The organism is Achromobacter sp. HZ01, from assembly GCF_003267925.1.
Lineage (GTDB): Bacteria > Pseudomonadota > Gammaproteobacteria > Burkholderiales > Burkholderiaceae_B > Achromobacter > Achromobacter pulmonis_A.
This window is the reverse complement of record NZ_LWKV01000006.1, coordinates 129074-153871: the sequence shown is the minus strand read 5'-3', so window position 1 is coordinate 153871 and position 24798 is coordinate 129074. Positions and strand designations below refer to the sequence as shown.

General features: G+C 67.1%; 26 protein-coding genes and 1 tRNA gene. 2 read left to right on the top strand and 25 right to left on the bottom strand.

Annotated elements, in window-relative coordinates; genetic code table 11:
• Window position 1: 1 nt before the first annotated feature.
• The 8 genes from A6B37_RS24570 to A6B37_RS24535 form a co-directional block, all read right to left on the bottom strand.
• A complete protein-coding gene (locus A6B37_RS24570) occupies window positions 2–577 on the bottom strand; it encodes an HAD family hydrolase (protein WP_102772675.1) in 576 nt (191 codons plus the stop codon).
• Complete coding sequence (locus A6B37_RS24565; RefSeq protein ID WP_102772676.1) at window positions 568–1296, bottom strand: SDR family oxidoreductase; 729 nt, start codon at window positions 1294–1296, stop codon at window positions 568–570. The genes A6B37_RS24570 and A6B37_RS24565 overlap by 10 nt, the downstream gene beginning before the upstream one ends.
• 11 nt (window positions 1297–1307) lie before the next feature.
• A complete protein-coding gene (locus A6B37_RS24560) occupies window positions 1308–2579 on the bottom strand; it encodes a glycosyltransferase family 1 protein (protein ID WP_111827175.1) in 1272 nt (423 codons plus the stop codon).
• Window positions 2576–3337 (bottom strand): BON domain-containing protein, encoded by a 762-nt coding sequence (locus A6B37_RS24555; protein ID WP_102772678.1) that lies wholly within the window; start codon window positions 3335–3337, stop codon window positions 2576–2578. Before A6B37_RS24555 ends, A6B37_RS24560 begins: the two co-directional genes overlap by 4 nt.
• A gap of 132 nt (window positions 3338–3469) precedes the next feature.
• On the bottom strand, window positions 3470–6187 hold the full coding sequence (locus A6B37_RS24550; protein ID WP_111827174.1) for an ATP-binding cassette domain-containing protein: 2718 nt from the start codon (window positions 6185–6187) through the stop codon (window positions 3470–3472).
• A 57-nt stretch (window positions 6188–6244) separates the two neighbouring features.
• On the bottom strand, window positions 6245–6721 hold the full coding sequence (locus A6B37_RS24545) for a hypothetical protein (RefSeq protein WP_102772680.1): 477 nt from the start codon (window positions 6719–6721) through the stop codon (window positions 6245–6247).
• 17 nt (window positions 6722–6738) lie between these two features.
• On the bottom strand, window positions 6739–7650 hold the full coding sequence (locus tag A6B37_RS24540; RefSeq protein WP_111827173.1) for a glycosyltransferase: 912 nt from the start codon (window positions 7648–7650) through the stop codon (window positions 6739–6741).
• Window positions 7647–8435: a PIG-L family deacetylase gene (locus A6B37_RS24535; RefSeq protein WP_168202326.1), complete on the bottom strand. Its 789-nt coding sequence runs from the start codon at window positions 8433–8435 to the stop codon at window positions 7647–7649. The genes A6B37_RS24540 and A6B37_RS24535 overlap by 4 nt, the downstream gene beginning before the upstream one ends.
• An 81-nt stretch (window positions 8436–8516) precedes the next feature.
• Between A6B37_RS24535 and A6B37_RS24530 the strand changes: the two genes are divergently transcribed.
• Window positions 8517–8870 carry a hypothetical protein gene (locus A6B37_RS24530; protein WP_102772683.1) on the top strand — a complete coding sequence of 118 codons (354 nt, stop codon included), beginning with the start codon at window positions 8517–8519 and terminating at the stop codon, window positions 8868–8870.
• A gap of 48 nt (window positions 8871–8918) precedes the next feature.
• On the opposite strand, the gene A6B37_RS24525 is transcribed toward A6B37_RS24530, so the two are convergent.
• The 6 genes from A6B37_RS24525 to A6B37_RS24505 form a co-directional block, all read right to left on the bottom strand.
• Window positions 8919–9344, bottom strand: coding sequence for a CBS domain-containing protein (locus A6B37_RS24525; protein WP_111827171.1), 426 nt, complete (start codon window positions 9342–9344; stop codon window positions 8919–8921).
• An 84-nt stretch (window positions 9345–9428) separates the two neighbouring features.
• Window positions 9429–9581, bottom strand: a complete 153-nt coding sequence (locus A6B37_RS26135; RefSeq protein WP_168202325.1) for a hypothetical protein — start codon at window positions 9579–9581, stop codon at window positions 9429–9431.
• A gap of 55 nt (window positions 9582–9636) precedes the next feature.
• A complete protein-coding gene (locus tag A6B37_RS24520; protein WP_111827170.1) occupies window positions 9637–10023 on the bottom strand; it encodes a YkvA family protein in 387 nt (128 codons plus the stop codon).
• A 239-nt stretch (window positions 10024–10262) separates the two neighbouring features.
• A complete protein-coding gene (locus A6B37_RS24515; protein WP_111827205.1) occupies window positions 10263–11312 on the bottom strand; it encodes an NAD(P)-dependent oxidoreductase in 1050 nt (349 codons plus the stop codon).
• A complete protein-coding gene (locus A6B37_RS24510; protein WP_111827169.1) occupies window positions 11216–12433 on the bottom strand; it encodes an ABC transporter substrate-binding protein in 1218 nt (405 codons plus the stop codon). The genes A6B37_RS24515 and A6B37_RS24510 overlap by 97 nt, the downstream gene beginning before the upstream one ends.
• A 194-nt stretch (window positions 12434–12627) precedes the next feature.
• Window positions 12628–13056, bottom strand: a complete 429-nt coding sequence (locus A6B37_RS24505) for a VOC family protein (RefSeq protein ID WP_102772688.1) — start codon at window positions 13054–13056, stop codon at window positions 12628–12630.
• 236 nt (window positions 13057–13292) lie between these two features.
• On the opposite strand from A6B37_RS24505, the gene A6B37_RS24500 reads away from it, so the two are divergent.
• Window positions 13293–14858, top strand: coding sequence for a sensor domain-containing diguanylate cyclase (locus tag A6B37_RS24500; RefSeq protein ID WP_146748021.1), 1566 nt, complete (start codon window positions 13293–13295; stop codon window positions 14856–14858).
• An 81-nt stretch (window positions 14859–14939) separates the two neighbouring features.
• Here A6B37_RS24500 and A6B37_RS24490 read toward each other — a convergent pair whose 3' ends face one another.
• The 11 genes from A6B37_RS24490 to A6B37_RS24440 all read right to left on the bottom strand — a co-directional run bounded on the left by A6B37_RS24490 (window position 14940) and on the right by A6B37_RS24440 (window position 24798).
• Window positions 14940–15644: a GntR family transcriptional regulator gene (locus A6B37_RS24490; protein ID WP_111827167.1), complete on the bottom strand. Its 705-nt coding sequence runs from the start codon at window positions 15642–15644 to the stop codon at window positions 14940–14942.
• A 188-nt stretch (window positions 15645–15832) separates the two neighbouring features.
• On the bottom strand, window positions 15833–16249 hold the full coding sequence (locus A6B37_RS24485) for a PaaI family thioesterase (RefSeq protein ID WP_111827166.1): 417 nt from the start codon (window positions 16247–16249) through the stop codon (window positions 15833–15835).
• Window positions 16246–17253 carry a zinc-binding dehydrogenase gene (locus A6B37_RS24480; RefSeq protein ID WP_111827165.1) on the bottom strand — a complete coding sequence of 336 codons (1008 nt, stop codon included), beginning with the start codon at window positions 17251–17253 and terminating at the stop codon, window positions 16246–16248. The genes A6B37_RS24485 and A6B37_RS24480 overlap by 4 nt, the downstream gene beginning before the upstream one ends.
• The gene (locus A6B37_RS24475) at window positions 17250–18794 is read right to left on the bottom strand and encodes a class I adenylate-forming enzyme family protein (protein WP_111827164.1); all 1545 of its coding nucleotides are present in this window, start codon (window positions 18792–18794) and stop codon (window positions 17250–17252) included. The genes A6B37_RS24480 and A6B37_RS24475 overlap by 4 nt, the downstream gene beginning before the upstream one ends.
• Window positions 18791–19888, bottom strand: coding sequence for a M14 family metallopeptidase (locus A6B37_RS24470; RefSeq protein ID WP_111827163.1), 1098 nt, complete (start codon window positions 19886–19888; stop codon window positions 18791–18793). The genes A6B37_RS24475 and A6B37_RS24470 overlap by 4 nt, the downstream gene beginning before the upstream one ends.
• A gap of 20 nt (window positions 19889–19908) precedes the next feature.
• Window positions 19909–20691 (bottom strand): ABC transporter permease, encoded by a 783-nt coding sequence (locus A6B37_RS24465; protein ID WP_111827162.1) that lies wholly within the window; start codon window positions 20689–20691, stop codon window positions 19909–19911.
• Window positions 20692–20701: 10 nt separating this feature from the next.
• A complete protein-coding gene (locus tag A6B37_RS24460; RefSeq protein WP_111827161.1) occupies window positions 20702–21535 on the bottom strand; it encodes an ABC transporter ATP-binding protein in 834 nt (277 codons plus the stop codon).
• An 18-nt stretch (window positions 21536–21553) separates the two neighbouring features.
• On the bottom strand, window positions 21554–22651 hold the full coding sequence (locus A6B37_RS24455; protein ID WP_111827160.1) for an ABC transporter substrate-binding protein: 1098 nt from the start codon (window positions 22649–22651) through the stop codon (window positions 21554–21556).
• A 78-nt stretch (window positions 22652–22729) separates the two neighbouring features.
• Window positions 22730–23650 carry a VOC family protein gene (locus A6B37_RS24450; protein ID WP_246842568.1) on the bottom strand — a complete coding sequence of 307 codons (921 nt, stop codon included), beginning with the start codon at window positions 23648–23650 and terminating at the stop codon, window positions 22730–22732.
• A 401-nt stretch (window positions 23651–24051) separates the two neighbouring features.
• A tRNA-Arg gene (locus tag A6B37_RS24445) sits at window positions 24052–24128 on the bottom strand.
• Window positions 24129–24159: 31 nt separating this feature from the next.
• Window positions 24160–24798, bottom strand: a complete 639-nt coding sequence (locus A6B37_RS24440; RefSeq protein WP_102772690.1) for an XRE family transcriptional regulator — start codon at window positions 24796–24798, stop codon at window positions 24160–24162.

The following is a 24798-nucleotide window of genomic DNA, read 5'->3' as shown; positions in this document are numbered from 1 at the left end:
CTCAGGCCTCCCCGGCCGCGGCGGCCAGCACGATGCGGGCGGCGGCATCCAGGTCGGGCGCGCGGCCGAACGGCACACGCTGCGGGCCGGCGCGCCATTCGGTCTCGTGCCCCACGTCCAGCAGGATGCTGCGGCAGCCCGCCAGATTGCCGGCTTCCACGTCGTCGAGTATGTCGCCGATCAGCCAGGACGCCCGCAGGTCCAGGCCGAGTTCGCGCGCGGCGCGCAACAGCAGCCCGGGCCGCGGCTTGCGGCAATCGCAGGCCCCGGCGTAGCCCTCGACCACGCCGTCGGGATGGTGCGGACACCAATAGAACCCGTCCAGGTGCGCGCCGGCCGCGCGGAACATGGCGGCCAGCCGGGTGTGCACCGGCTCCAGCGCCGAGGCCGGAAACAGGCCCTTGGCCACGCCCGGCTGGTTGCTCACCACGACCAGCACGGCGCCGGCCGCGCCCAGGCGCGCCAGGCCCGCGAACGCCTGCGGCGCGTACGCCATGCGGCCGGGATCGACGTTGTAGGGCTCGTCGGCCAGCACCGTGCCGTCCTTGTCCAGGAATACGGCGGGCCTCAGGGCCATGACGTTTCCTTCATGGGCAGCACCATCACTTCCGGCACCACGGTCTCGCCCGGCTGCGTGAGCACGAAGCGCACGGCGCGCGCCACGTTGGCCGGGTCCTGCAAGGTGCCGGTGTCGATGTCGGGAAAGCGGTCCAGCAGGAACGGCGTGCGCATGCCGCCGGCGATCACCGCGCTGACCTTCAGCCCGGCGCCGCGCAATTCGGCGTGCAGCGCATGCGACAGGCCCATCAAGCCCCACTTGCTGGCGTGATAGGCGCTGGCGTTGGGCCAGGCGCGGCGCGCCGCCGTGGACGCGATATTCACGATATGGCCGCCCGGCGTCAGCCGGTCCTTGCCCAGCTTGGCCATCAGGAACGGGCCGGTCAGGTTGGTGCGCAGCACGCGCTCCCAGACGTCCGCGTCGAGCTGATCGATGGGCGCCGTCACGTCCACGCCGGCGCTGTTGACGATGGCGTCGAGCTTGCCGAACTGGCGCACCACGGCGTCCAGTCCTTCGCGCACGTCGGCCACCACGCCCACGTCCATGATGCAGGCCATCGCGTCGGCGCCGTCCTGCTTGAGCCGGGAAGCCAGCGCGTGCGCGCGCTGCTCGTCGATATCGGCCACCGCCACGCGCGCGCCTTCGCGCGCCAGCATCTCGCACAGGGCCGCGCCCAGTCCGCTGCCGCCGCCGGTCACCAGCACCACGCGTCCGTCCAGGGTTTCGTATTCATGCATGTCGGCCTCCTTCAGGCGGCGATGCGCGCGGCGTGGCGCAGCGCCTGCGTCGCGCCCGGCTCCATCTGCCGGTAGATGGCGAGCAGATCCTCGCCCACGCGCTTCCAGGTGTACAGACGGCGCGCGCGCAGCCTGCCGGCCTCGCCCATGCGCGCCCTCAGCGTCGAATCCACGGCCAGCTCGGCCAGCCGGCGGGCCAGGCTGTCGGGGTCGCGCGGCGGCACCAGAAAGCCGGTCTTTCCATGCACCACCGTGCTGCGGATGCCGCCCGTGTCCGAACCCACCACCGGACGGCCGCAGGCCATCGCCTCGACCGGCGTGATGCCGAAGGGCTCATACCACGGCGTGGTCACGAACACGTCGCTGGCGCTGTAGTAAGTGGCCAGGGCTTCGCGATGGCGGCGGCCGGTGAATTCCACCCACGGCGCCACCTGTTCCTCTTCGGCGATGCGGCGCAGCCGGCCGATCTCCGGCGTCGCGGTTTCGTCGGCGTCGTCGGTATTGCCGCCCACCACGCACAGCCGCGCGTCCACGCCGTGGCGGCGGCGCAGCCGGCCGAGCGCGCGGATCACGTTGTCCACGCCCTTGCGCGGCACCATGCGGCCCAGCTGCAGCAGCGTAAACGCGCCGTCGTCCCAGCCCAGCGCCGCGCGCGCGCTGGCGCGGGTCTGCGGCATCATCTCCGCGGCGTCGTAGCCGCAGGGCACGATGGCGATGCGGCGCGGGTCGGCGCCGTAGAGTTCCATCAGGTCGCGGCGGTCCTGCGGACATTCCGCGATGATGCGGTCGGCGCGGCGGATGATCTCTTCCTCGATGTCGAAGCGGCTGTCGGGAAACAGGTCCGCCTCCTGCTGGTGCTGGCGGCGCACCTTGCCCAGCGCATGGAAGGTCACCGCCAGCGGGATGCCGTAGCGCTGCGAAACCGGCAGCGCGGCCATCGCCGACATGAAGAAATTGGCGTGGATGGCGTCGTAGCTGCGGGCCTGGGCGCCGAAGTAGTGCATCAGATAGTCGGAGAACGCGTCCATGTGCGGCAGCAGTTGCTCCTTGGGCAGATAGGTGTCGGGCCCGGCCGGCACATGGATCACGCGCACATTGCGCAGCCAGGCATGTTCGGGCTCCAGCGCCGGATTGTCCTTGCGGGTGAACACGTCGACCTGCACGCCGGCGCGCGCCAGTTCGCGCGCCACGTGCGCCACATAGACGTTCTGGCCGCCGCTGTCCACGCTGCCGGCGACCGCCAGCGGCGATGCGTGTTCGCTGATGAGGGCGATTTTCTTCATGATGCGGCTCCTGGGCTGGCGATCCGGATGCGGTTGTCGACGTCGCGCACGCCGGGGCAGGCGTCCACGCTGTCTTCGATGCGATGCTTGGTGCGGCGGTCGGGCGCGGTGCCTTCCAGCGTCACGCAGCCTTCGGACACGCTGACCGAAACGTCGCTGACGTCCAGGCCGCTGTGGGCCAGGTACTCGCACACGATTTCGCGCACGCGTTCGTCGGTGCGCACATAGCCCTTGGGGTCGATACGCCGCGAACCGCGGTCGCGCCAGGCCTGCAGGCCGCGGTCATAGCCGCCGCGCTCGGCGGTCTCGAACGACAGATCGGGCTCGTCTTCCCATACGGGACGGTCCCCGTAATAACCGCCTTCCTCGTCGCCGTAGGAAGTCGGCCCGCTATAGGACGGCTCGCGCGAACCGTAGACCTGCTGGCGCTGGAACGAGGGGTCTTCGCGGCTGAAGCCGCCGTAGCTGCTCTGCCCCGGATCGGCGCTGCGGCTGCGCAGGCCGCCTCGGGTCATGCGGGCGCCGGGGCTGCGCGTGCCTTCGCCCTGGTAGCCGTAGGACGGTGCCGGATCGCGCCACGGCTCGCGGCGTCCGGCGGGACCGGACCGGTCGCGGTCGCGGTCAGGGTCCGGCTCGCTTGGCCGCCATCCGCGCTGCGAAGCCGGCCGATAGGGGCCGCCGCGGGACGCTTCCCGGCCGGGGTCCCTGTCGTAGTCGTCGGCGTCGTGCCACGGCGCTTGCCTTGGATCTTGCTTCATCGTCTTCTCCCTGTTGCGAAATCGCGAGCCGCCGGGCGGCTGGCAGGCTTACGCATCGGAGAGAAGCAAGTGATGTGCCGAAACGGTTCTGTGCGGGCGCGATGGACGGCCGCGCGATGTACCCGGCACTTCTTACCCGCGCGTGTAAGAAGTGCCCGACCGCCTCGCGGGCAGCAGCGATCCGACCGTGGCCAGCAATTCGTTGGGGTCCACCGGCTTGGACAGATGCACCTGGAATCCCGCCAGTAGGCTGCGCAGCCGCGCTTCCTGGCTGACGTGGCCGGACAGCGCGATGGCCGGCAGCCGGTGGGCCAGCGCCGCGCCGCGCTCGGCCTCCATCGCGCGGATGCGGCCCACGACTTCGTAGCCGTCGATGTCGCCCAGCGTCAGGTCGCAGATCAGCACCTGCGGCCACTGCTCCACCGGCAAGGCCTCGAAGGCCGCCAGCGCCTGCTCGCCATCCTTGTGCTCGGCCACCCGCGCGCCGTTGTCGCGCAGTATTTCGGCCAGCATCTCGCGCGCTTCGGGCTGGTCGTCCACCACCATGACGTAGGCGTCCTGCAAGGTCGATAGATGCATGTCGGGGCGGATCTCCGCGGGCTCCACGGCGCGCACCGGAAAGTCCACGGAATACGTCAACCCGCCGGTGGCGGCGGACACGCTGTGGAAGACCCCACCCTGGCGCTGCACGCGCGCGGCCAGCTGCGCGGGGTCCAGCGCGGCCGCGGCGCGGATGGAATCGGGAACGTTCAGCGCAACGTCAGTTTCGGCGGGCGGTTCTTCGTCCGCGCGCGCGGTGCGGCCGTCGGTCACGGCCAGCCGCGTCATCGGTCCTTCGCGGTGCAGGCGGATTTCTATCCGTCCGCCCGGCGGCGTGACCGCGATGGCGTGCAGGCACAGGTCCCACACCACTTGCTGCAAGGAGCTGGGATCGCCCGTGATGCGCGCGGCCTCGCTGCCGATCAGCGTGTACAGGTTGACGCCCTTCTGCTGCGCGGCGTCGCGCAGCGCGTCCAGCACCCCGGCCACCACGGCCATCAGGTTGACCGGCTGGCGCGTCTCGCGGTCGCGCGCTTCATCCAGCGCGGACTGCTGGCGCTGCAGCGCCCACATCTGCGCATACATGCCCTGCCGCGCCAGCAGATCGTCGTGGCGGCCCTGCTCGACGATGCGGCCGCGGTCCAGCACCACGATGTTGTGCGCATGCACGATGGTGGACAGACGGTGCGCGATGATGAGCGTGGTGCGCCCCCGCGACAGCCGTTCCAGTTCGGCCTGGATGGCGCGTTCGGTGCGCGTGTCCAGCGCCGACGTGGCCTCGTCGAACACCAGGATGGAAGGGTTCTTCAGGATCGCCCGCGCGATGGCGATGCGCTGGCGCTCGCCGCCCGACAGCTTCACGCCGCGCTCGCCCACCGGCGTCTCGTAGCCGTCGGGTAGGCTTTCGATGAAATCGTGCACCCGCGCCCCGCGCGCGGCCTGCACGATCTGGTCGCGCGTGGCCTCGGGCCGGCTGTAGGCGATGTTGTAGGCGATGGTCTCGTTGAACAGCAGCGTGTCCTGCGGCACGATGCCCAGCGCCCGCCGCAGGCTGCGCACGTTCACGGTGCGCAGGTCCTGGCCGTTGATCAGGATGCGGCCGCTGTCGGCGTCGTAGAAGCGCAGCAGCAGGCGCGCCAGCGTCGACTTGCCCGAACCGCTGCCGCCCACCACCGCCAGCGTGGTGCCCGCCGGCACCGCCAGGTCGATGTCCCACAGGATCTGGCGTCCGGGCTGGTAGCCGAAGCCCACGTTCTCGATGCGGATCTCGCCCGCGCCCGGCTCCAGCGCCGGCAGGCGCGCGTCGTCGCCGGTCTCGGGCGGATAGCGCAGCAGGTCGCATACGCGCTCGGCGTTGACGAAGGCCTCCTTGGCCTGGCGGAAAATCAGCCCCAGCGTGTTCAGCGGCAGGCAGATCTGGATGATGTAGGCGTTGACCAGCACCAGGTCGCCCACGCTCATCTGCGTGCTGACGACCTGCTGGCCCGCCAGCAGCATCACCGCCGCCACGCCGCAGGCGATGATCCCGCTCTGGCCGACGTGCAGGCGCGACAGCGAACGCTGGTTGCGGATGCCGACGTCGGTCCATTCGCGCAGCACCTTCGACAGGCGCTCGGACTCCAGCGCTTCGTTGGCGTTGACCTTGACCGCCTCGTAATTGAGCAGGCTGTCCACCATCCTGCCGCTGGCGCGCGAGTCCAGCTCGTTGAGCCGCCGCTGGTAGACGACGCGCTTGCGCACCAGCACCGTGGTGTAGCTGAAATACGCCACGAACGTGACCGTGACGATGAGCGCGAACCAGACGCTGTATCCCATCACCAGGATCAGCACCACCGACACGATCTCGATCAGCGTGGGCAGCAGCGTGAACAGCCCCGTGCCCAGCAGGAAACCCACGCCCGCGGTGCCGCGCTCCACGTCGCGCGCCAGGCCGCCGGTCTGGCGCGCCCCGTGAAAGCGCGCCCCCAGCCGCTGCAGCTGCTCGAACACGCGCACGGTGAAATCGGCCACGGTGCGCTGCGCCACCCGCACGAAGACCACGTCGCGTAGCTCCGTGAACACGCTGCCGCCGAAGCGGATCAGCGCGTAGCCCAGCAGCAGGAACACGGGCAGCGTCAGCGCGCCGGGCGCGCCGAGCGTATCCACGATCAGCTTGAGCACCACTGGCACCAGCACCATCAGCAGCTTGGCCGCCACCAGCAGCCCCACCGCCGCGGCCGTGCGGCGGCGGTACTTCCACAGCGCGCGCGCAATACTGCGCGTGACCTCTTTGCGGGCGAAGTCCGGGTCGTTGTTCTCGGGTGGGTTCATGGCGCGGCCTCCAGGGCGATCCGCGCCGGGCCAGCAAACGCCATTCCGCGGGCAGGATCAGCCCTGCTCCTGGCGCCCCTGGACCACCGCCTTGAACAAATGCGCGACCGCCGCCGCGAACGCCTCGTCGAACCACGGATTGGCGCCGCTGACCGCGACCACGATGCCGTCCATCGCCACGCTGCCCCAGACCCGCGTGTCCTTGGCGTGCAGCAGGTGCGGCCGCAGCGCCAGGACCTCATGGCTGGACAGGCCGGTGCGCCAGCTCAGGCGCGCCTTGCCGCGCGCATAGGCGCCGTAGTCGGCGTCCCATTGTTCAGGATCGCCGATGCTTTCCTGGTACAGGATGGCGTCGGCGAAATCGCAGGCGCCGGGGCGCGCCAGCGGATTCATGATCACCACATGGAAAAAACCGCTCTCGCCGACCCGCGGGTCGGCGCGCGCGGCCTCCAGCATGGGCAGCGCCAGGCGCACGGCCTGGGCGGCCGCGTCGCGCTCCCAGTAGGCGGCCAGGGGTATGGGGTTCATGGGCATCCTCCATTTGGCAGGCGCTAGCGCCGCGTGGCGCGAGCCGCGCGCAAGTCGCGTTCCCGGGGAATCCGTCCCCGCCAGACCTGTTCGAGCCGCTCGCAGACGGCCGCGTCCAGCGGCCGGCGACGGGCGCGGATCAGCCGCCAGCCCGCCAGCGCGTCGCGGCAGGCCCGCGCCCGGGCGGCCCAGCCCGGCAGCGCGCGCAGGGCCGCCACGCTGCGCGCCAGCGCCAGCCTCGCGGGCAGGCGCAGCCATGCCGTCCACAGCGCGTTGCGCGCCAGCATCCGGCGGCGCAATGGCCGGTCCCGCGCCGCCGAAGGCCAATGATGCACGCGCAGCTGCGGCGCGTAGGCGATCCGCCCGCCCCGCGCCATGATGTCCATGGCGAGCAGCTCTTCCTCGCCGCCGATGAACAGCGCCTCCCAATAGCCGCCCGCCTGCACAAAGGCGGCGGTCCGCATGACGCAGGCGCCCGCCATGAAGCCCGTCAGCTCCGGCCCGACCCCGGCGATGGCCGGCAGCGGGCTGTCGGCCATCGCCGCGCAGGCCGGGTCGGTTCTTTCTTCCGGCCCCACCACGATGCCGGCATTGAGCACCGCCACCTCGGGATGCGCGTCCAGCAGGTCCGCGGCCCGTTCCAGCGCGCCGGCGGCCCACCAGGTGTCGTCGTCGCAGAACGCCACATAAGGGGTCGCGACCCGCGCCACGCCCAGGTTGCGCCCGGCCGCGCCCAGATTGGCGCCGGCCTGGATCAGCACCGCATGGGGAAACGCCTGCGCCACGCGCGCCGCGGTCCCGTCGGTGCTGCCGTTGTCGACCACGAACAGCGGATGATGGCCGGGCAGCCGGCGCAGGCTGCGGCACAGCTCCTCGCAGCGGTTATGGGTCAGCACCACGACGGATACGCGGGGCGATACGGCCGGGTCGCTCACGCCCGCGGCTCCTCGCCGCCGGCTACCCGCCAGTAGCTCTCGGCCTGTGCGCCGGCGTCGGGCAGGCCGCCCAGGCCGCGCAGTTGCGACGCATAGGCCGACACCGCGTCGGCCTTGCCGGCCAGATCGGTCTTCAGCGGCGCGGGTGTCGCCACCACGCCGCGGGCGCGCAGCTGCGCCAGCCGCGCCTGCACCGCGCCCGGCCGCTTACGGTAAGGCACATCCTCGTAAAAAAACCAGGACAGGCCCGGGCAGGCCCGCGAGGCGTCCAGCCCCGCGTCGCTGACCCGGACGTGATCGTCATGGAACAGGCCCAGCGGCAGCGCCACCCGATCCGCGCCCAGCCCCGCCAACACGCGCACCAGGCTGTCGGCCAACTGCGCCTGGCCGTCCGGCGGCTGCTCGCCATACTGGGAATCCACGAAACCCAGGCCCAACCCCATGCAGCCGACCTGCGCCAACGCCAAGCGGTCCTCGGCCAGGCGCGCCGCCATCGCATCGGCCGCGGTCGGGAATCCGCAACGGCGGTCCCAGTCGGTGGACATGTCCGCGGCTTGCGGCAAGCCTGTGTAAGCGGTGATCACGACGCTGCCCGGGTGCGCGCGTAGCAGGCCGGCGCAGCTGAAGACCGCATCGTCCAGGTGCGGCGAAACCACGACGAAGGCGCCGGGCAGGCAGCGCGGCTCGCCAACGGCGGGATGGACGGCAGGCGTTTCCATGGGAATGCGCGACGGATCGAAGATGGGCAGCGCACCAGCAACCGCCGTGCCGCGCATGGCGCGCATCAAAAAACGCTGCGCCGCTGGCGCGGCCAGGCATGGCGCTTGCGGAACTTCGCCGACCATTCCCACGCAAGGAGCGTACACATGAAGATCCGAGTTCTCACCCATGCACTGGCCCTGGCCGTCGGACTGGCCTCGAGCGTGGCCCTGGCCCAGTCCGCCACGCCCACCTCGCCGTCCAACACGCCGAACGACAGCACCGCCGTGCCGCCCAACCAGCCGGTGCCGCCGGGACAGAAGGCGCCCGCGCCCAACGCCGGCTCGACCACGCCGACCAACCCGCCCAACCTGGACAGGCATGACCAGATGAAGTCCGACAAGCACATGAAAAATGGCAAATCGGAGCGCCGCCGGGAGCCCAACGAGAACGTACCCGCCACGCCCGGCAGCGGCGCCACGCCGCCTCCGGGCTACCCCAACACCGGCGGCTCGAAGTAAGCCGCGGCAGCGGCCCCGGGGCGGCTCCTACGTGCCGCCCCGCCCGCTTCAGCGCGCCGGCTGCGACGGCTGCGACACCTCGGCCAGCGTATTGCCCGCCGCCCCGGCCTTGGCCGCTATGTCCCCCAGCGAGACCACGCCGACCAGCTGCTTGTTGCGGTCGAGCACCAGCACGCGCCTGACCTGTTCGCTCTCCATCAGCCCCTTGGCCGTCTCGACGGTGTCGTCGTCATAGCACCATATCGGCCGTTCCGACATTGCGTCGTTCACACTGGCGGTATCCGGGGCGACCCCGCGCGCCGTGCAGCGCACGGTGATGTCCCGGTCGGTAATGACCCCGACCAGGCGCCGGCCGTCGCAGATGGGCAGCTCGCCCACGTCCAGGTCGGCCATGAGTTCGGCGGCGCGCCTCACGGTCTCTCCTTCGGTGAGATAGGCCGGTTCGGCGGTCATGATTTCTGAAAGGCGTGTCATGGCAATCTCCGGTAAGCCCGGCCGCCCGGAACGGCGGCCGGCGACATGAGATTGCCTGTCAGCAACCGCCGTACCGCCGGCGGCTTACTGCAGCCACTGCACCAGCACGCCGACGAAGAACAGCACCGCCACGGCGGCCAGCCAGAACGCCAGCATGGCCCAGGGGCCGCGCGCCTTGCGAGTGCGGGCGCGCTTGCGGGATTCGCTTGAAGGAACCTGCGGATCGGGGGTAGACATATCGGCCGCTCCTGAAAGGAGATATTGCAGTTTCAGCATGGCCTGTGCCCAAGGCCTAGGCGCCGAACCAGCGCCACGCGGCCACCGCCAGCCCGATCCACAGCGCCACGACCAGCGCCGCGCCGGCCTTGCTGGCCGGCTTGGCGCCGCGGGCCTGCATCCATTCTTCCGCCTGGCGCCGGCAGTCCGCCAGCACCGGCGGCGGCAGCAAGCGGATGGCCAGCCAGATCAGCGCCGGCAGCAGCAACACGTCGTCCAGATACCCCAGCACCGGTATGAAATCCGGGATCAGGTCGATGGGGCTGAGCGCATAGGCCACCACGAAAATCCCCAGCGCCTTCGCATACCAGGGCGTATCCGGATGCCTGCCCGCGAACCACAGCGTCACGCCGTCCCGCTTGATCCGCCTGGCCCAGGCCTTCAGGGTACTGTTGAAACTCATGATTCGGGCGCCGTTTTCCTTCTAGGACCGATAGGCCGCTGAGCCGCCCATTTCTTGATATCGGTCAACTGACAGACGGCGGCAATGCAACTACGCTCGACTCTAACCGATACGCGAGTACGAAGGGAGCAACCCTGCCAAGGGTCTGAGGAAGCGCGAATCGGCCAGAAGCCCCGGTCTGTCCATCTCCGGATCCGGGGCTTCGCTCTGTCTGAAGGACGGAAAAAGGGAAAACCCGATCAGCCCGGCTTCCATCCTTCCGGAACGCGCGCCGGGTCGATATGGGCCAACTGGCACAGCGCATCGGCAATACACGAAAAATCCTGCCCGCCGAATTCCGCCGCCCGCGCCAGGCTGAACGACTCGTGCACCGCGGCCGCCACCGGCATGGGAACCCTGGACGCATGCGCGGCGGCCAGCACCAGGGACATATCCTTGTGGGCCAGGTCTATCGTAAAGCCCGGCTCGGTCCGCCCGATCAGCACCTTGTTGGGAAAGTTCATTCGGAGCTGGCCGTTGGTGGCCGACGTCCCGTACAGCACTTGCAGCGTCTTGGTGATGTCCAGCCCGAAACGCTGCGACAGGGCCAGCGCCTCGCCATTGATCTGGCACAGCGAAACGGCCACGAAATTATTGACCAGCTTGGTCCGCCCGCCCGAACCGACCGGGCCGCAGTGATAAATCGTGGTGCCCATCGCTTCCAGCAGCGGCTTGACGCGCTGAAACTGCGCATCGCCGGCCCCCACCATGAACAGGGACTCGCCGCGGTCGGCATGCTCGGCCAGCCGGCCGACCGGCGCATCGACCCAGTGCAGGTCCTGCGCCGTCGCCAGCGCATGCAGCCTGTCGGTCGCCAGCGGATCGATCGTGCTCATGTCCATGATCAGCGCGCCGGCCCTGGCGTGCGCCAGCACGCCGTCCTCGCCCAGCACCACGGCCTCCACTTCCTTGGACGAAGGCAGCATCGTGATGACGATGCCGCACGCGCGCGCCAGCTCCGCCACGTCCCGGGCCTGGATGGCCCCGGCGGCGACCAGTTCCTGCGCGGCCTGGGGGTTGATATCCAGCACGAGCAGGTCGAACCCGGCCTTGCGCAGATTCAGCGCCATCGACTTGCCCATGCGGCCCAGGCCGATAAAGCCTATCTTCTCCATTGCCTCTCTCCTCGTTGCGAAATCCGGACAGCGCGCTTTCAGCTCTTGTTCTTGAGGTAGGGACACTCGCTTTCCGAAATCGGCGCGAAGGCGTCCTTGCCCGATATCACCTTGATGACCTTGGCGATATCCCATTCGCTCTTCGACTCAGACGGCCGCTTGACCTGCGCCATGTACATGTCGTGCACCAGCAGGCCGTCGTCTCGCAGGGTCGCGTTGCGCGCGAACATATCGTCAACCGGCGTCTCGCGCAGCTTCGCCATCACCTTGTCGCGATCGAAACTGCCCACCCCCTTGGCCGCCTTCAGATAATTCAAGGTCGCCGAATACGTGGCCGCCTGCACCATGCTGGCCTGCGCGTTGTGCTTGGCGAAGAAGCGCTTGGACCATTCACGCGTGCGGTCGTCGAAATCCCAGTAGAAGCCGGTGGTGTACTTCACGCCCTGCACGGCATCCAGGCCCAGGGCCTTGATGTCCGAGTCGAAAATCAGCAGGGGCACCACCTTCTGCCCGGCGTCGATGACGCCGAACTCCTTGGCCTGCCTGAGCGCGTTGGTGGCGTCCCCGCCCGTATTGGCCAGCACGATCACCTTGGCGCCCGAGGCCTGGGCCTGCAGGATGTAGGAAGAAAAATCGCCGCTATTCAAAGGGTGCTTCACCGTGCCCACGACCTTGCCGCCGCCCTTGAGCAGCACCTTCGTGGAATCGGCCTGCAGCATGTGGCCGAACGCATAATCGGCCGTGATGAAATACCAGCTGTCGCCCTGCTCGGCCAGCGTCGCCGTGGCGCTGGACGCGGCGATCGCCTGCGTATCGTACGACCAGTGCGTGCTGTAGGGAGAACAGTTCTTGTTGGTAATGGCAGAGGTCGCCGTGCCCGTGTTCATGATGACGAAGTCCTTCTCCGCCAGCAGATTCTGGACCGCCAGCCCCGTCGCCGAGCCCAGCACATCCGTCATCATGACCACGCCGTCGCGGTCCACCCACTCCCGCGCCCGCGCCGCGGCCACATCGGGCTTGTTCAGGTGGTCCGCCGACAACACCTTGATGGGACGCCCGAATATCTCGCCGCCGAAGTCGTCCACCGCCATCTGGGCCGCCACCACCGACCCGCGCCCTCCGATCTGCGAGTACAGGCCGGACATGTCGGTCATCACGCCTATGTTCACCGGCTTGGGCGACTGCGCCTGCGATACCCCCGCCATCGACAAACCCGCGGCCAGCGCAATCACCTTCACTTTGTTGCTAAAGCCCATCTTCGTCTCCCCGCTTTGTTGGCAGTCATGAGTGCTTTGCTACATCGGCAATCTATTGCGGCCGCCTGACGCATCACTGCGCAATGGCGGCGAGGTAACTCAGCGCGCATTCTGCGAACAACGGGGAGCTTTGTCTAATACAGAAACAACGGGGTGGCGATAGCGGAACGGTATCGTGGGAAAAGGGTTTTCAGCTAACCGCGATACGGCCGCTCCCCGATCAAGGCGGAAAATCGCAGCAGATAACCGTCGGGGTCCTGCACCAGGAACTCGCGCACACCCGATTCCGTGCCGCCGCTGCGGTACCACCGTTCCGAAACCCCTTCGAACAGCGGCCAGCGCGCCGCCGCCAAGGCCTCGAGCACGGGTTCCACGGCAGGCACCTTGATTTCGAGATTCATGCCGCGCCCGCGCGGCGCCTCCAGCGGCGCGACCACCCAATAGCCGTCGCCGCGCACTTCGACCAGCATGACCTGGGCCCCGCCCAGATCCAGATAGACGAATCCTTCCGCGTCGCGGCTGTAAGCGACGGAAAATCCGCAGAGGTCGATCCAGAATTTCTTGCTCGCTTCCAGGTTGGAGACGAGCAACTCGGGCACGAGCTGCGCGCGGCGCAATTCCATGGTGCTTTCCTTTTTCAGGCTGGCGGCAGCCCTGGCGTCCGCGCAGATGATAGCGGCATTTCCTGCCCGGATTCGAATAGAAACCGCAATCCTCCCCCGTCGTACGGTGTGGCGGAACGGCAACAAACCTGCGAATACCCGACTCTTTGCCGGCGCCCAATCGATGAGTCAGACCCTGCTGCGGTAAAAATTGAGATCTTCCATCAAGTGTGCAAGGCCCGTTCGACGAGGACAACTTGAAATCATCGCGTGTGACCTTGCTGGCGCTAATCCTGACCTTGGCGGCCTTGACCAGCGGCGCAACCTTCCTGAATGCGCTGATCGTCGGCCATATGGTGCAGAAAGAGCAATTGACGCACACCGAGTACGAGGCCAACCGTGCCTACGCCGTCAAGCTCGCCGCCTCGATCGATGAATACCTGCTGTCGATCCAGCGCCAGTTGCAGGTGAGCGCGAAGCTGGCGCCCGCGTTGCTCCATTCGCCTGCAGCGCTGGAGAACGAAGTGAAGCGTCTGGTCAGCCAATCGGATGGGATCACCGCCGCCTTGATCGTGGATGCGGATAACGGCTTGATGGCCTTTGCCTCGGCCGCGCCGGAACTCACCGATCGGTTGGACACGCTCAACCGCCTGGACGCCACGAGCACGCGGCAGTCGGGCAATGTACTTGCCTACCGTTTGGCCAACGGGCAGCTGGTGGTCGCGTTCTCGGAGCCGATCGCCCAGGCCGATGGCAAGTTTTCCGGCCTGGTCGGCGCGGTCATACTCCTGCAGCGCAAGAGCGCGTTCGACCGTCTTCTCAGCGACCACTTCCATTCCGACGGCTCTTCCATTTATGTCGTGGACGATACCGGCCTGGTGCTTGCTCATCAGGACACCAGCCGGATCGGCACCCGCAACCTCGCTGGCGAGGCCGTCCAGGCGCTGGCCCGCGGGGAGACCGGCGCCATGGACATCACCAACTATCGGGGCGAGCGCTTCTTCGCCGGCTATGCCCCCATGACCGTGGGGAAATGGGGAGTGGTCGTCCAGACGCCGGTCGAAGTGCTGGAAGCGCCGCAGCGCCTGCTGCTCAAACGCACTTTGCTCTATTCGATTCCCACTGCCCTGCTCGGCCTGGCGCTGGTGGTGGCGTCGGCGATGTGGATTTCCAGGCCCCTGGCCCAATTGGCCGCCCGCATGCGGGGCAACACGACCGACCCCGGCGATCTGGATCGCATCGATTGCCGCTACGCGGAAGCCCAGCTGCTCAAGGAGGCCGTGAAGATTGCGCAGGCGCAGCACGAACAGAAGATCGAGGCACTCAGCACCGAGACCATGACCGATGCGATGACGCAGCTGATGAACCGCCGCGGCCTGGCGCAGGAATTGCAGCGCCTGCCCAAGACGCGGCAGCCGTTCTCGGTGCTGGCCCTGGACCTGGACCATTTCAAGCGGGTCAATGACAAGTTCGGCCACGCCACCGGCGACAAAGTGCTCATCGCCCTGGCCTCGATCATCCGCCAGTCCATCCGGGGAGGAGATCTGCCGTTTCGTGCGGGCGGCGAGGAATTTCTGGTGCTGATGCCGGGCGCCGACCGGGCCATTGCCGCCGTCGTGGCCGAGCGGATACGCGCCACGGTCGAGAGCACCGAAATGCCGGACGGGGTGGGCCACATTACGCTTTCGATCGGCGTCGCCTTCTGGCCGGAGGATGCCGCGGAGGTGGATACAGTGCTGGATTGCGCCGATCAGGCGTTGTACGCGGCCAAGCGCAACGGGCGAAACCGGATCGAGGTGTATGCGGCGGCGGCCCGCCAGTAGGAGAGGTGCGCGACGGACAGGAATCGAACCTGTGACCCACGGCTTAGAAGGCTGTTGCTCCAGCGCGAGGCCAGCCCTTTACTACTCGGGAAGCGCTTCGTTGTCCAGGTAGATCCGCGCCAGCCCCTGGGCGATCGATTCTTTGATCTGTTCGGTGCGCTTGGAAATATGGCTGCGCAGATTCTGCTGCGCGGCGGCGAGATCGCCCGCGCGCAGGGCCGCCAGAATCGCGGCATGCTCGGCCTGGGTCTTGTCGCGGCCGATGCGCTCCATGTTGATCCAGCGGATGAAGCGTATACGCTCGTTCACGTTGTGCAGCACTCGCTGCAATTCCAGGTTGCCCGACATCTCCGCCAACATCTGGTGGAAGGTTTCGTCCAGGTGCACGAGTTCGGTAACCGGCAGGTCCGACGACTTGCTGCGGCTTTCCGCCAGGAAAGCCTCCAGCGCGTCCAGCTTCTGCGGGGTGGCGCGCTCGAACGCCAACTGCAGGCAGGCGAGCTCCAGCACCTCGCGAGTCTCGTAGAGGTCGATCATCTCTTTGAGGTTCAGCTGGCGCCGCACATAGCCGCGTCCAGCTTCCTGCAGAAAGCCATCTCGCGCCAGCAGATGCAAGGCCTCGCGCACCGGCGTACGGCTGACGCCCAGGCGTTCGGCCAGGGCGACCTCGTTGAGGCGTTCGCCGGGCTTGATTTCATAAGAAATCGCCATCTCGCGCAGCTTCTCCAGCACGTGCGAGAAAGCGCGTCGACCTTTTTCCGCCGGTTCAATGCTCGTCATGTTCATTGTTTTCGTCTCGGACTGCCGACGCCTTCGCAGGCCGCCAGGCATGATGGCGGGAGATGGCGTGACGGCGAACGGATCACGTTCGCCGCCGCGGCGGATTCGACCTCGATCAAAGGGGGCAAGCGATCATGATTGTAATAGCTCCAGACGCGCGGCGCGCCGACGGCCAGGCACGCCGCAGGCGGTGCTCACGATGGCGTCGCGAAGTTGGCGCGGCCCACCGCCACCAGCTTGTCGGCGTCGTCGCGAACCTCCACATCCGAGACGCAAATGCTCTTGCCCATGCGCAGCACCCGGCCCACCGCGCGCAGGCTGGTATTGGTGGCGGGACGCAGATAGTCGGTACGGAAGTTTATGGTCGCGAGCGGCTTGCCCAGCATCATCATCAGCACGTACTGGCCAACCGCGTCTATCATCGCCGCGATCACGCCGCCGTGAAATTGCCCGCTGCCCGCCATGCGCTCGAACTCCGGACGCAGCTTCATCTGCATCACTATCTCCTGCTTTTCGTAATCGGCGGACAGCACCGTCAACCCCATGAAACTGTTGAAAGGGGCCTTCTGCAGACGCTGCTGCATTTCTTCGATCGTCATCACTTCGCTCATGGCATCACCACCACTTTTCCCATGACCTCACGATCCTCGATCAGGCGCAGCGCCTCGCCCGCCTCGTCCAGGCTCAACACGCGGTCTACCGGAACCTGCATCTTCCCCGACTGCACCAGGGCCAGCAAAGCGTCCAGATCCTCGCGCATCCAGCCGTTCGAGCCGCGGATGTTCAGCTCGAAGGTCCAGATAAAGCGCAGGTCGGTCTGCGGGTCGTAGCCCGCGGTGGCGCCGCAGGTCAGCAGGCGGCCGCCGCGCCGCAGGCAGCGCATGGACTTGACCCAGGTGTCTCCGCCGGTGAAGTTCACCGCGACGTCGACGCCGCCATCGAACTTGCGGCGATGAGGCTTGCCGTAGAGCTCATAGATCGCCTTGGCGAAGTCCGCTTGCGAGTAATTGATGACATGGTCGGCACCCAGTTCCCGCAGACGCCGCATCTTTGCCTCGCTACTAGCGCAGGCCACGACCTCCGCGCCGGCTATCTTCGCCAGCATCACGCAACCCACGCCGACGCCGCCGCTGGCGCCCAGCACCAGGACTTTCTCGCCGGCCTGAACCTGTCCTATCGTGTGCATCATCCGGTAGGCCGTGCCGAAGGCCACGGGCAAGGCGGCGGCCTGCTCATAGCTGACGCCGTCCGGAATGCGGATCAACTGGTGCTCCCGCGCCCGGCACAGTTCGGCCAGACCGCCATGAACGGTTTCTCCCATCAGGCCGCCCTCGGCCCGGTTGATGGGATCGACCAGCACCCGGTCGCCAACCGCCCAGCCGTTGACGCCCGGACCGACCTCGACGATCTCGCCCGCCACGTCCAGGCCCATGATGACCGGGAAATCCAGCTTGATGCCCGGCATGCCCCGGCGCGTGAATACGTCGTGATAGTTGATCGACGTCGCCTTGACCCGCAGGACCACGTCGCCTTCGCCAGCCTGCGGATCGGGGAACGCGGGATCATATTGCATGACGTCCGGACCGCCGTGTCCGTGAATGACCACTGCCTTCATGGATGCTCCTTGCTCTGATTGAGGATGGGTGGGTTGAACATCAGCTCTGCGGCCAGCAGCGCGGCCGCCTTGCGGTTGACCTTGCCCGTGCTGCTGACGGGCATTGCATCGACGAAGCGCACCGCCCGTGGATGCTGATAGGCAGGCCCCAGGGCCAGCGCGTGTTCCTTGACCTCCGCTTCCGACAACGCCGCGTCGGGGCGCAGCACCACCAGCGCGACGGGCTTCATGCCCTTGAGCTGATCGGGCAGCGGCACGACGCAAGCCTGGAAAATGGCGGGGTGGCGCTCCAGCACCTTCTCGACCTCGGCGGGATAGATGTTTTCGCCGCCGCAAACGAACATATCGTCGGCCCGGCCCACGAAGTAATGGAAGCCACGCTCGTCGCGGCGCATCACGTCGCCGGTGATGTAGAAGCCGTCCTCCGTCATGGCTGCCGCGGTCTGCTCCGGCAAGCCGTGATAACCCAGCATGAGGGCCTGCGACCGCACCTGCAACACGCCGGTGGCAGCGCCGATCCTGTCGCCGTCGACCAGCCTGGACTGCACCGCAGGGTGCGGATATCCGACGGACAACACCGGCTGCGCCAGCCCCTGCGGGTGCGGACCGAACACCAGCGCCCCAGTTTCGGTCGCGCCGTAGCCATTGCCGATGGCCGCCCGTGGAAACATGGCGCACGCACTGTCGGCGATGCGCTGCGTGAGCGGCTCCGATCCGAGCCGCACCATGGCCACCGAGGACAGGTCCGCCCGCGCCACCAGCGCCGTTTCGCGAGCCAGCAATGCAATCATGGTGGGGATTGCGGTCAGCCAGGTGCAGCGGTAACGCTGGATCGCGTCCAGATAGCCGGCAGGTTCGAACTGCGGCATCAACACCAGGCTGCCCTGGCCCGCAAGGGCGAGCTTGACGGTATTGAGCGCATTCATGTGATACAGGGGCGCCGCGACCAGAAAGCGATGGCCGGAATAGTTCGTAGCCGCGATGCGCTGGCGCACGGTCCAGAGATAGCCCGCATGCGACAGCATTACGCCCTTGGGACGGCCTGTGGAACCCGAGGTATAGAGGAACAATGCGGGCTGCTCGGGCGCAACGGGCTCCGCCGTCCATTGCCCAGGGGCCAAGAACGCGGCATAGCCATCCGGTCCCGGCGCGCCGAATTCAACCACCGGCAATTGCGCAGCGCAGGCTTCCCGCCGCGGCCCGTCGCAGAACGCCAGACTGGCGCCGCAGTCCTTCACAATGAACTCGATGCCCGCAGCCGGCAAGCGGTGGTTCACCGGCACCGCGACCAGGCCGGCCCGCATGATGCCCAGATAGACCGCCAGGAACTCCATGCGATTGGCCGACAGGATCGCCACTCTGGCGCCCGGCGCCAGCCCGCGCGCCCGCAGCCCGCGGGCCACGCCGTCCGCCTGCGCATCAAGTTCGCCGTAGGTATAGACGCGCGGCCCGGACTCGCCGCCGAGGTCGATCAGTGCGACAGCATGCGCATCACGCGCCGGCGAGAACAGTGCGCCCAGATTGGCGGATGCGGTCGTCATGCATGTTTCCAGCCAGTCAGGCCCTCGACCGCCTGCCGGGTAATTTCCTGCGATTGGCGCAGCGTGTCCTCGCGCCAGATCTGATCCACCGGACAGAACGAGTCCAGAAGGTCTGCGCGCAGCATCTCGTAGCGTTCGCTGGAGGGGTCCGCCTTGAACTTCAGCCACAGGTCCAGGCGCAGCAGACGGCGCATGTGCCAACCGCGCGTGCCGAACTCGATCACGGCCCCGCACATCGGCACATCACCCAGGAAAGACTGCACGCCGTAAAACAGCAGTCCCTGATAGTTCGGGCGCGACTTGCCGTGTGGCCGCTGGCCGACAATGCGCTCCCTGCCCCACCACTGCACCGCCAGGTCATGCAGCGGCCCGCCCTCTTCGTTGAAGCACAGGAAGAACGGTTCGCCATATCCGCCTATGCCGGTGTGCCAGTCGATCAAGGCGACCTTGCCGGCGCCGGCGAGGTGGTCGCCGACGATGCGCTCCAGCGTCAGGTTGGACCATTCCCGCCCGTTGCCGCCATAGTTCAGACCGTCCGGATGGGAGTACTGGCCGCGCGCCAGCGTGTCATATAAGCGGTCTTCGCCATGGCTGGCGGCGAAGTCCTCCATGGCTTTCTGCGCGGCCGCCACGTCGGCACGGCTCCATTCGTCGCGTAGCAGCAGCGGATGCAGCAGCGCGTAGTCGGCATTGGCGGGATGCGCCCCGTCATGCTCGATGAAATTGCGATTCAGGTCCACGTTGTTTTCGGTTGTGCGGCTCAGGTGCGCAAAGCCCCAGGGATTGATGGCATGCACCATGACCACCGCCACGTCCGGATTCAGCTTCGCCGGGCCGTCGCCCAGCATCCATGCAATCTGCGCCGCCGAGCCGAAAAAGCCTTCGAGCCCGTGCGTGCCACTGACCACCAGCAGGCGGCGCGGCGCGTCGGCGCGGCCGAAGCAGGCTACGTCGGTCACCAGCGCCTTGCCGTCCGGCGCCCTGGCGCCGGCATGCGGGTACTCCGTCAGGCGTCCCCCTGCCTTTGCGGCGGCTGCCCGGAACTTGTCGCGCGCCCTGCCGTAGTCGAGCGCGTAGCATTGATGGAATTCCATGGATCAGCTCTCCTCTATCCCTATTCGGCCTGCACGGTGGCCGAGGTCGACTTGTCCCAGAACACCAGCTTGCGGTGCAGGAAACGGATCAGGTTGGTGCCGGTCAGGCCGATGAAGACCAGGCTGAACAGACAGGCGAACATGGTGGCGACGTCCATATTGACCGAGGCCGACTGGATCAGGTAGCCCAGCCCCTTGCTGGAAGAGATGAACTCCGAGACCACCGCGCCGATCAGGCTGAGAACCACCGATATCTGCAGGCCCGCGAAGATATGGCCCGAGGCGGCCGGAAGCTTGACGTGGAAGAAAACGTGACTGCGCGAAGCGCGGAAGGCTTTCATCAGGTCAAGCATGGCCGGGTCAGCCTGGCGTATTCCCACCACCGTGTTGATGAACATCGGGAAAAAGCTCATCAAAGCCACCATCACCACCTTGGAGGCCATCCCGAAACCGAACCAGACCAGCAGCAAGGGCGCGATCGCCACTTTCGGCGTGGACTGCAGAGCGATGATGTAGGGATAGATGAACTGCTCGAAGGTTTCGGACTCGGCGAGTATGGTTCCCACCACCAGGGCCAGGCCGCAGCCTATCAGGTAGCCGTACACCGTGCTCTGCAGCGTGAACAGGAAGTGCGGCCAGTACTGGCCGTCGATGTAGCCCGTCTTGAGCGCCTGCAGCACGGACTCCGGGGCAGGCAGCAGGTAATTCGGCACCGAAAACACGCGGATGCTGACGAACCACAGGATCACCAGCACCACGCCGGTTATCAGGGGGTAGAGCATGGACTTGATGGATCTGGACACGAGCGTCTCCCTAGTCGAAATGCACCAGCTGGTCGAACAACTCCCGCAGTTCTGCGCACAGGCGCGTGAACTCGGGATCGTTGAGCGTCGCCAGCGTCCGCGGCCGCGGCAGGTCCACGGACACTTCGCGGATGATGCGGCCTGGCCGCGCCGACATCACCACGATCCGGTCCGACAGGAACACCGCCTCGGCGATGCTGTGCGTGATGAACAGGGCAGACTTTCGCGTGGCCATCCAGATGCGCTGCAGCTCTATGCTCATCCGGTCGCGGGTCATTGTGTCCAACGCGGAGAACGGCTCGTCCATCAGCAGCACCGCCGGGTCATGCACCAGGCCGCGCGCGATGCCGACGCGCTGCTGCATCCCGCCCGAGAGCTCGCCGGGGTAGTTGTTCGAGAATTTCTCCAGGCCCACCAGGCGCAGCAGTTCCAGCGCCTTGGCGGTGCCGGCCTCCTTGTCCTTGCGCAAGGCCCGGATCGGCACCAGCACGTTGTCCAACACCGTCTTCCAGGGCAGCAGCGTGGGCTGTTGAAAGACAATACCCACGTCGCCGCGCGGCTTGTCGATGGGCGTGCCGCCAAGCAAGGCCTTGCCGCTGGATGGCGTCAGCAGGCCGCTGAACACCTTGACCAGCGTGGACTTGCCGCAACCGGACGGACCCAGCACCGATACGAACTCGCCGGCGCCCAGCTTCAGCGACAGATTGTCGACGGCCGTGATCGGCCCCTTGCTGCCGCGGTAGACCACGCTCACGTTGTCGGCCGTCAGCAAGGGGCGGCCGGCGCCGCCGGAGGGCGCGGGCCGGCGCCCGCCTTCGACTAGAGAGAGATTCAGGGAATTCATATCGGCTCCGGCTCGCGTCTACTTGAGCTGCCTGGCCGCGGCGGCCACGGCGGCGGCGTCGAAGTCGTTGATGTCTTTGACGAACTCGTTGGTGTAGAGCGGCTTGACGTCCACGTTCGCGGTGCTCAGCTGCCCGCCTTCATGCAGCACCTCGACATAGTCCTTCCAGGACTGCTCGGTGTAATAGCCCATTTTTCCGGCGCCCTGCTCCGGCAGCATCGTGGCCAGGCGCACCTTCAGGATCTGCACGGCATCCGCCAGCTTTTTCTCTTCGGTCCCCTCTGCCGGCTTGGTAGCCGGATACAGGGCCCAGAAGTTCTTCACGCAGGCTTGCGGATTGGCGTTACAGGCGATCACGCCCTTGGCAGCGGCGCGCGCGAACGCAACCACCAACTGCGGCTTCTCGCGCAAAGTATCCTCGTGCGCGATCCAGCCGCTGGAGAACAGCTCGCGATAGCTCTGGTCCATGGGCAGGCGGCGCAGTTCGACGCCCATCTGCTCGATCTGCACGTGCAAGGTATCGAACAGGTTCAGCGCCTGCACTTTGTCGTCGCCGATCGCGCGCAGCGCCGTAGCGCCCACGCCCACGGGCACGAACTCGTAGTCGCGCTGCACTTCCAAGCCGAGCTTCTTCATCATCGCCTTGGTGACCGCCAGGTTGCCCCAGGACATGGCGCCCACGCCGATCTTCTTGCCTTTCAGGTCGGCCAGAGACTGGACAGGACTATTCTTGGTGACCACGACATCGAACGGCGACAGGTATATGCCGTTGTAGAACATCTTGACCGGCAGGGGATCGCGCCCCGGCTGGCGCGAGATCACCAGCGGATCCGGCGTGATCCAGCCGAAAGTGATGTGCTTCTGCGTAACCTGAGGCAACATTACCGCGGCCCCCTGGAAGAAGGTCGCTTCGACATCCAGGCCCGCTTCCTTGAAGTAGCCCATGCCCACCGCCATCAACGTCGGCGCGTTGGAAAGCGAAATGTTGGTGCCGTAGGCGAACGTGACTTTCTCGGCCGCGTGCGCCGCGCCGCCCGAGACGGCCAGCGCCAAAACCGCGGCGCCGGCCAGGATGCCCCGCCGCGCGCGGCGCTTCGGATTTTCTATACCTGTCATGCTGCTGCTCCTGTTATTGAAATACTGGCTGGATATCGGTGCTGCAGACTGCCTGCCGGATCAAGGCATCCGGCTACATCAGGGAAAGGCCGGGCCGGCGCAGAATATGAGGCTCGCGCCGCCCGCATGCGAGGCCGCCACCACCAGTTGGTCGCCGGCGTGGCGGTAGGAAACCCGGTTGCCTTCCAGCACGGCGGCAGTGCGGGACAGGTCGGCCACTTCCACGGCGAGGGCCATCGGAAACGGCAGCGAGGGGATTTCGCATCCGGGCAGACGCGCTTTCAGCGCGTCGCGCGTTGCCAGCCCCAGGCATCCCGAACGCAAGTGGAACCAGGCTTCGCCTTCGCGCCGCAGGCATTCCACACCGAGATAGCGCTCATAGCGCGCCGCGGCCTCGTCCAGGTTCGCGACGGCGATGATGGCCGCCGCCAGCGCGCGCGCGCCGTTCGGATGAGACAGATAGCGTTCCTGCCAGAGCAATTCGGGGGTTTCGTGGCGCAGCGTCAGGATCAAGCCTTCGGGCATGGCGCCGCGCGGCGTGCGCACCTGGCTGAACCGTGCCAGTTCGGCTCCTTGTTGCGTGCCGATATAGCGTTGCAGCACGCCTGGCTCGGCGGCAAAGCCGACCTCGCGCAGCGCCGCGATGCGCTGGACGGGCCGGGCCGTATCGAAAGCGACGATATGCATGCCCGCATAGCGAGCCAGGCCGTCGGGAACGCCGCGCAGATCCAGCGCCGGGTCGACCACCGCGACCAATTCGATATAGCCCCGGCCAAGCATGGCGCAACGGTTGCCGATACCGGCCTTGACCACCTCTCGGGTGACGGCGTGCGTGCCGGAATGCTGAGACAGCGGCGTCAGCTGAAAGCCCAGCCGTTCGTAGGAAACGGCTACCGCCTCCATGTCGTGCGCGTACAGCCCCACGTGATCCAGGCCGACGGAATCCGGGCCTGCCGATTCTGTGCTCGCCATGGCTGAGGCGCCTTGGAGCTGCGTCATGGATATTCCTTCTTCTCTGTGTGGGCTACGACCAACTTCGGGAAGGCCAGAAGCGGCACAGGCAGGCCCGGCTTCTGTTCACATCAATGCATACATTGATATATACATCGATGGATATCGGGACTGCAATCGTTTTGCGAGGTGTCGGCATGAGGGATTTCACGGAGGCGAGCCGGACGCAGCCGGGCCGCGGATCGTGGCCAAAGGCCGTCGTAGCCACCGATGGTCGAGCGCGACGCGGCCGGTTCCCAGGGGTACGGGCTGGCAAAAATTTCGCGGTGGTTTTTGCTCAGGAGAGAGCGAGTACGCCAGGGTTCATGCGCCGACCGGAAGCATGAAGGAAACGGTCAGGGGCACCGAAGAAATCGTGCCGCGCATGCGAAGAAGAAGAGAGACTATTCTGGCGCGGCAGGAGGGGCTCGAACCCCCGACCTCAGGCTTAGAAGGCCCGTGCTCTATCCAGCTGAGCTACTGCCGCGCGACCCCGGAAGCGGTCCGGGCGCCGCATTTTACCTTGTTGCGGACGGTTTGGGCGGCGGGCGGCCGGCGGCCGGGTTGGCGTCCACTTCTTCCCCTATGTCCGCGTGCGTGGAGACCCACAGCACGACCGCATCTTTCTTGCTCAGGCTGATCACCCGGTGGCCCATGCGGCTGTCGATGTAGAAGCTCTCGCCGGCCTTCAGGCGGGCCGGCTCGTAGAACTCGGTGTAGAGCTCGACCTCGCCTTCCAGGACATAGACGAATTCCTCGCCCTGGTGGCGGCTCCAGTCGTGGAATTCCTCGAAGGCGCGGGCCTTGACGCGGGTGTGGAACGGCATCATGCGCTTGTGCGACAGCGCCGTGCAGAGCAGGCGATGGTCGTAGTACGGGGTTTCGTACTGGCGGCCCTCGCCCTGGCGGCTGAGGCTGCGCCGGCCGGTGCCCATGTGGGCGTCGGGCGCAGTGAACAACTCGGCCACGTCCAGTTCCAGGCCGGCCGCGATCTTGATCAGGTTGTCATAGGTGGGCGACAGCAGGCCGTTCTCGATCTTGGACAGGGTGGAGGCGGACACGCCGGTGGCCGCGGCCGCCTGCTTGAGGGTCCACTCCCGCGCCTGGCGCAGGGCCCGCAGCCGTAGCGCCAGCGCGCTTTGTTTGTTGCCTTCCAT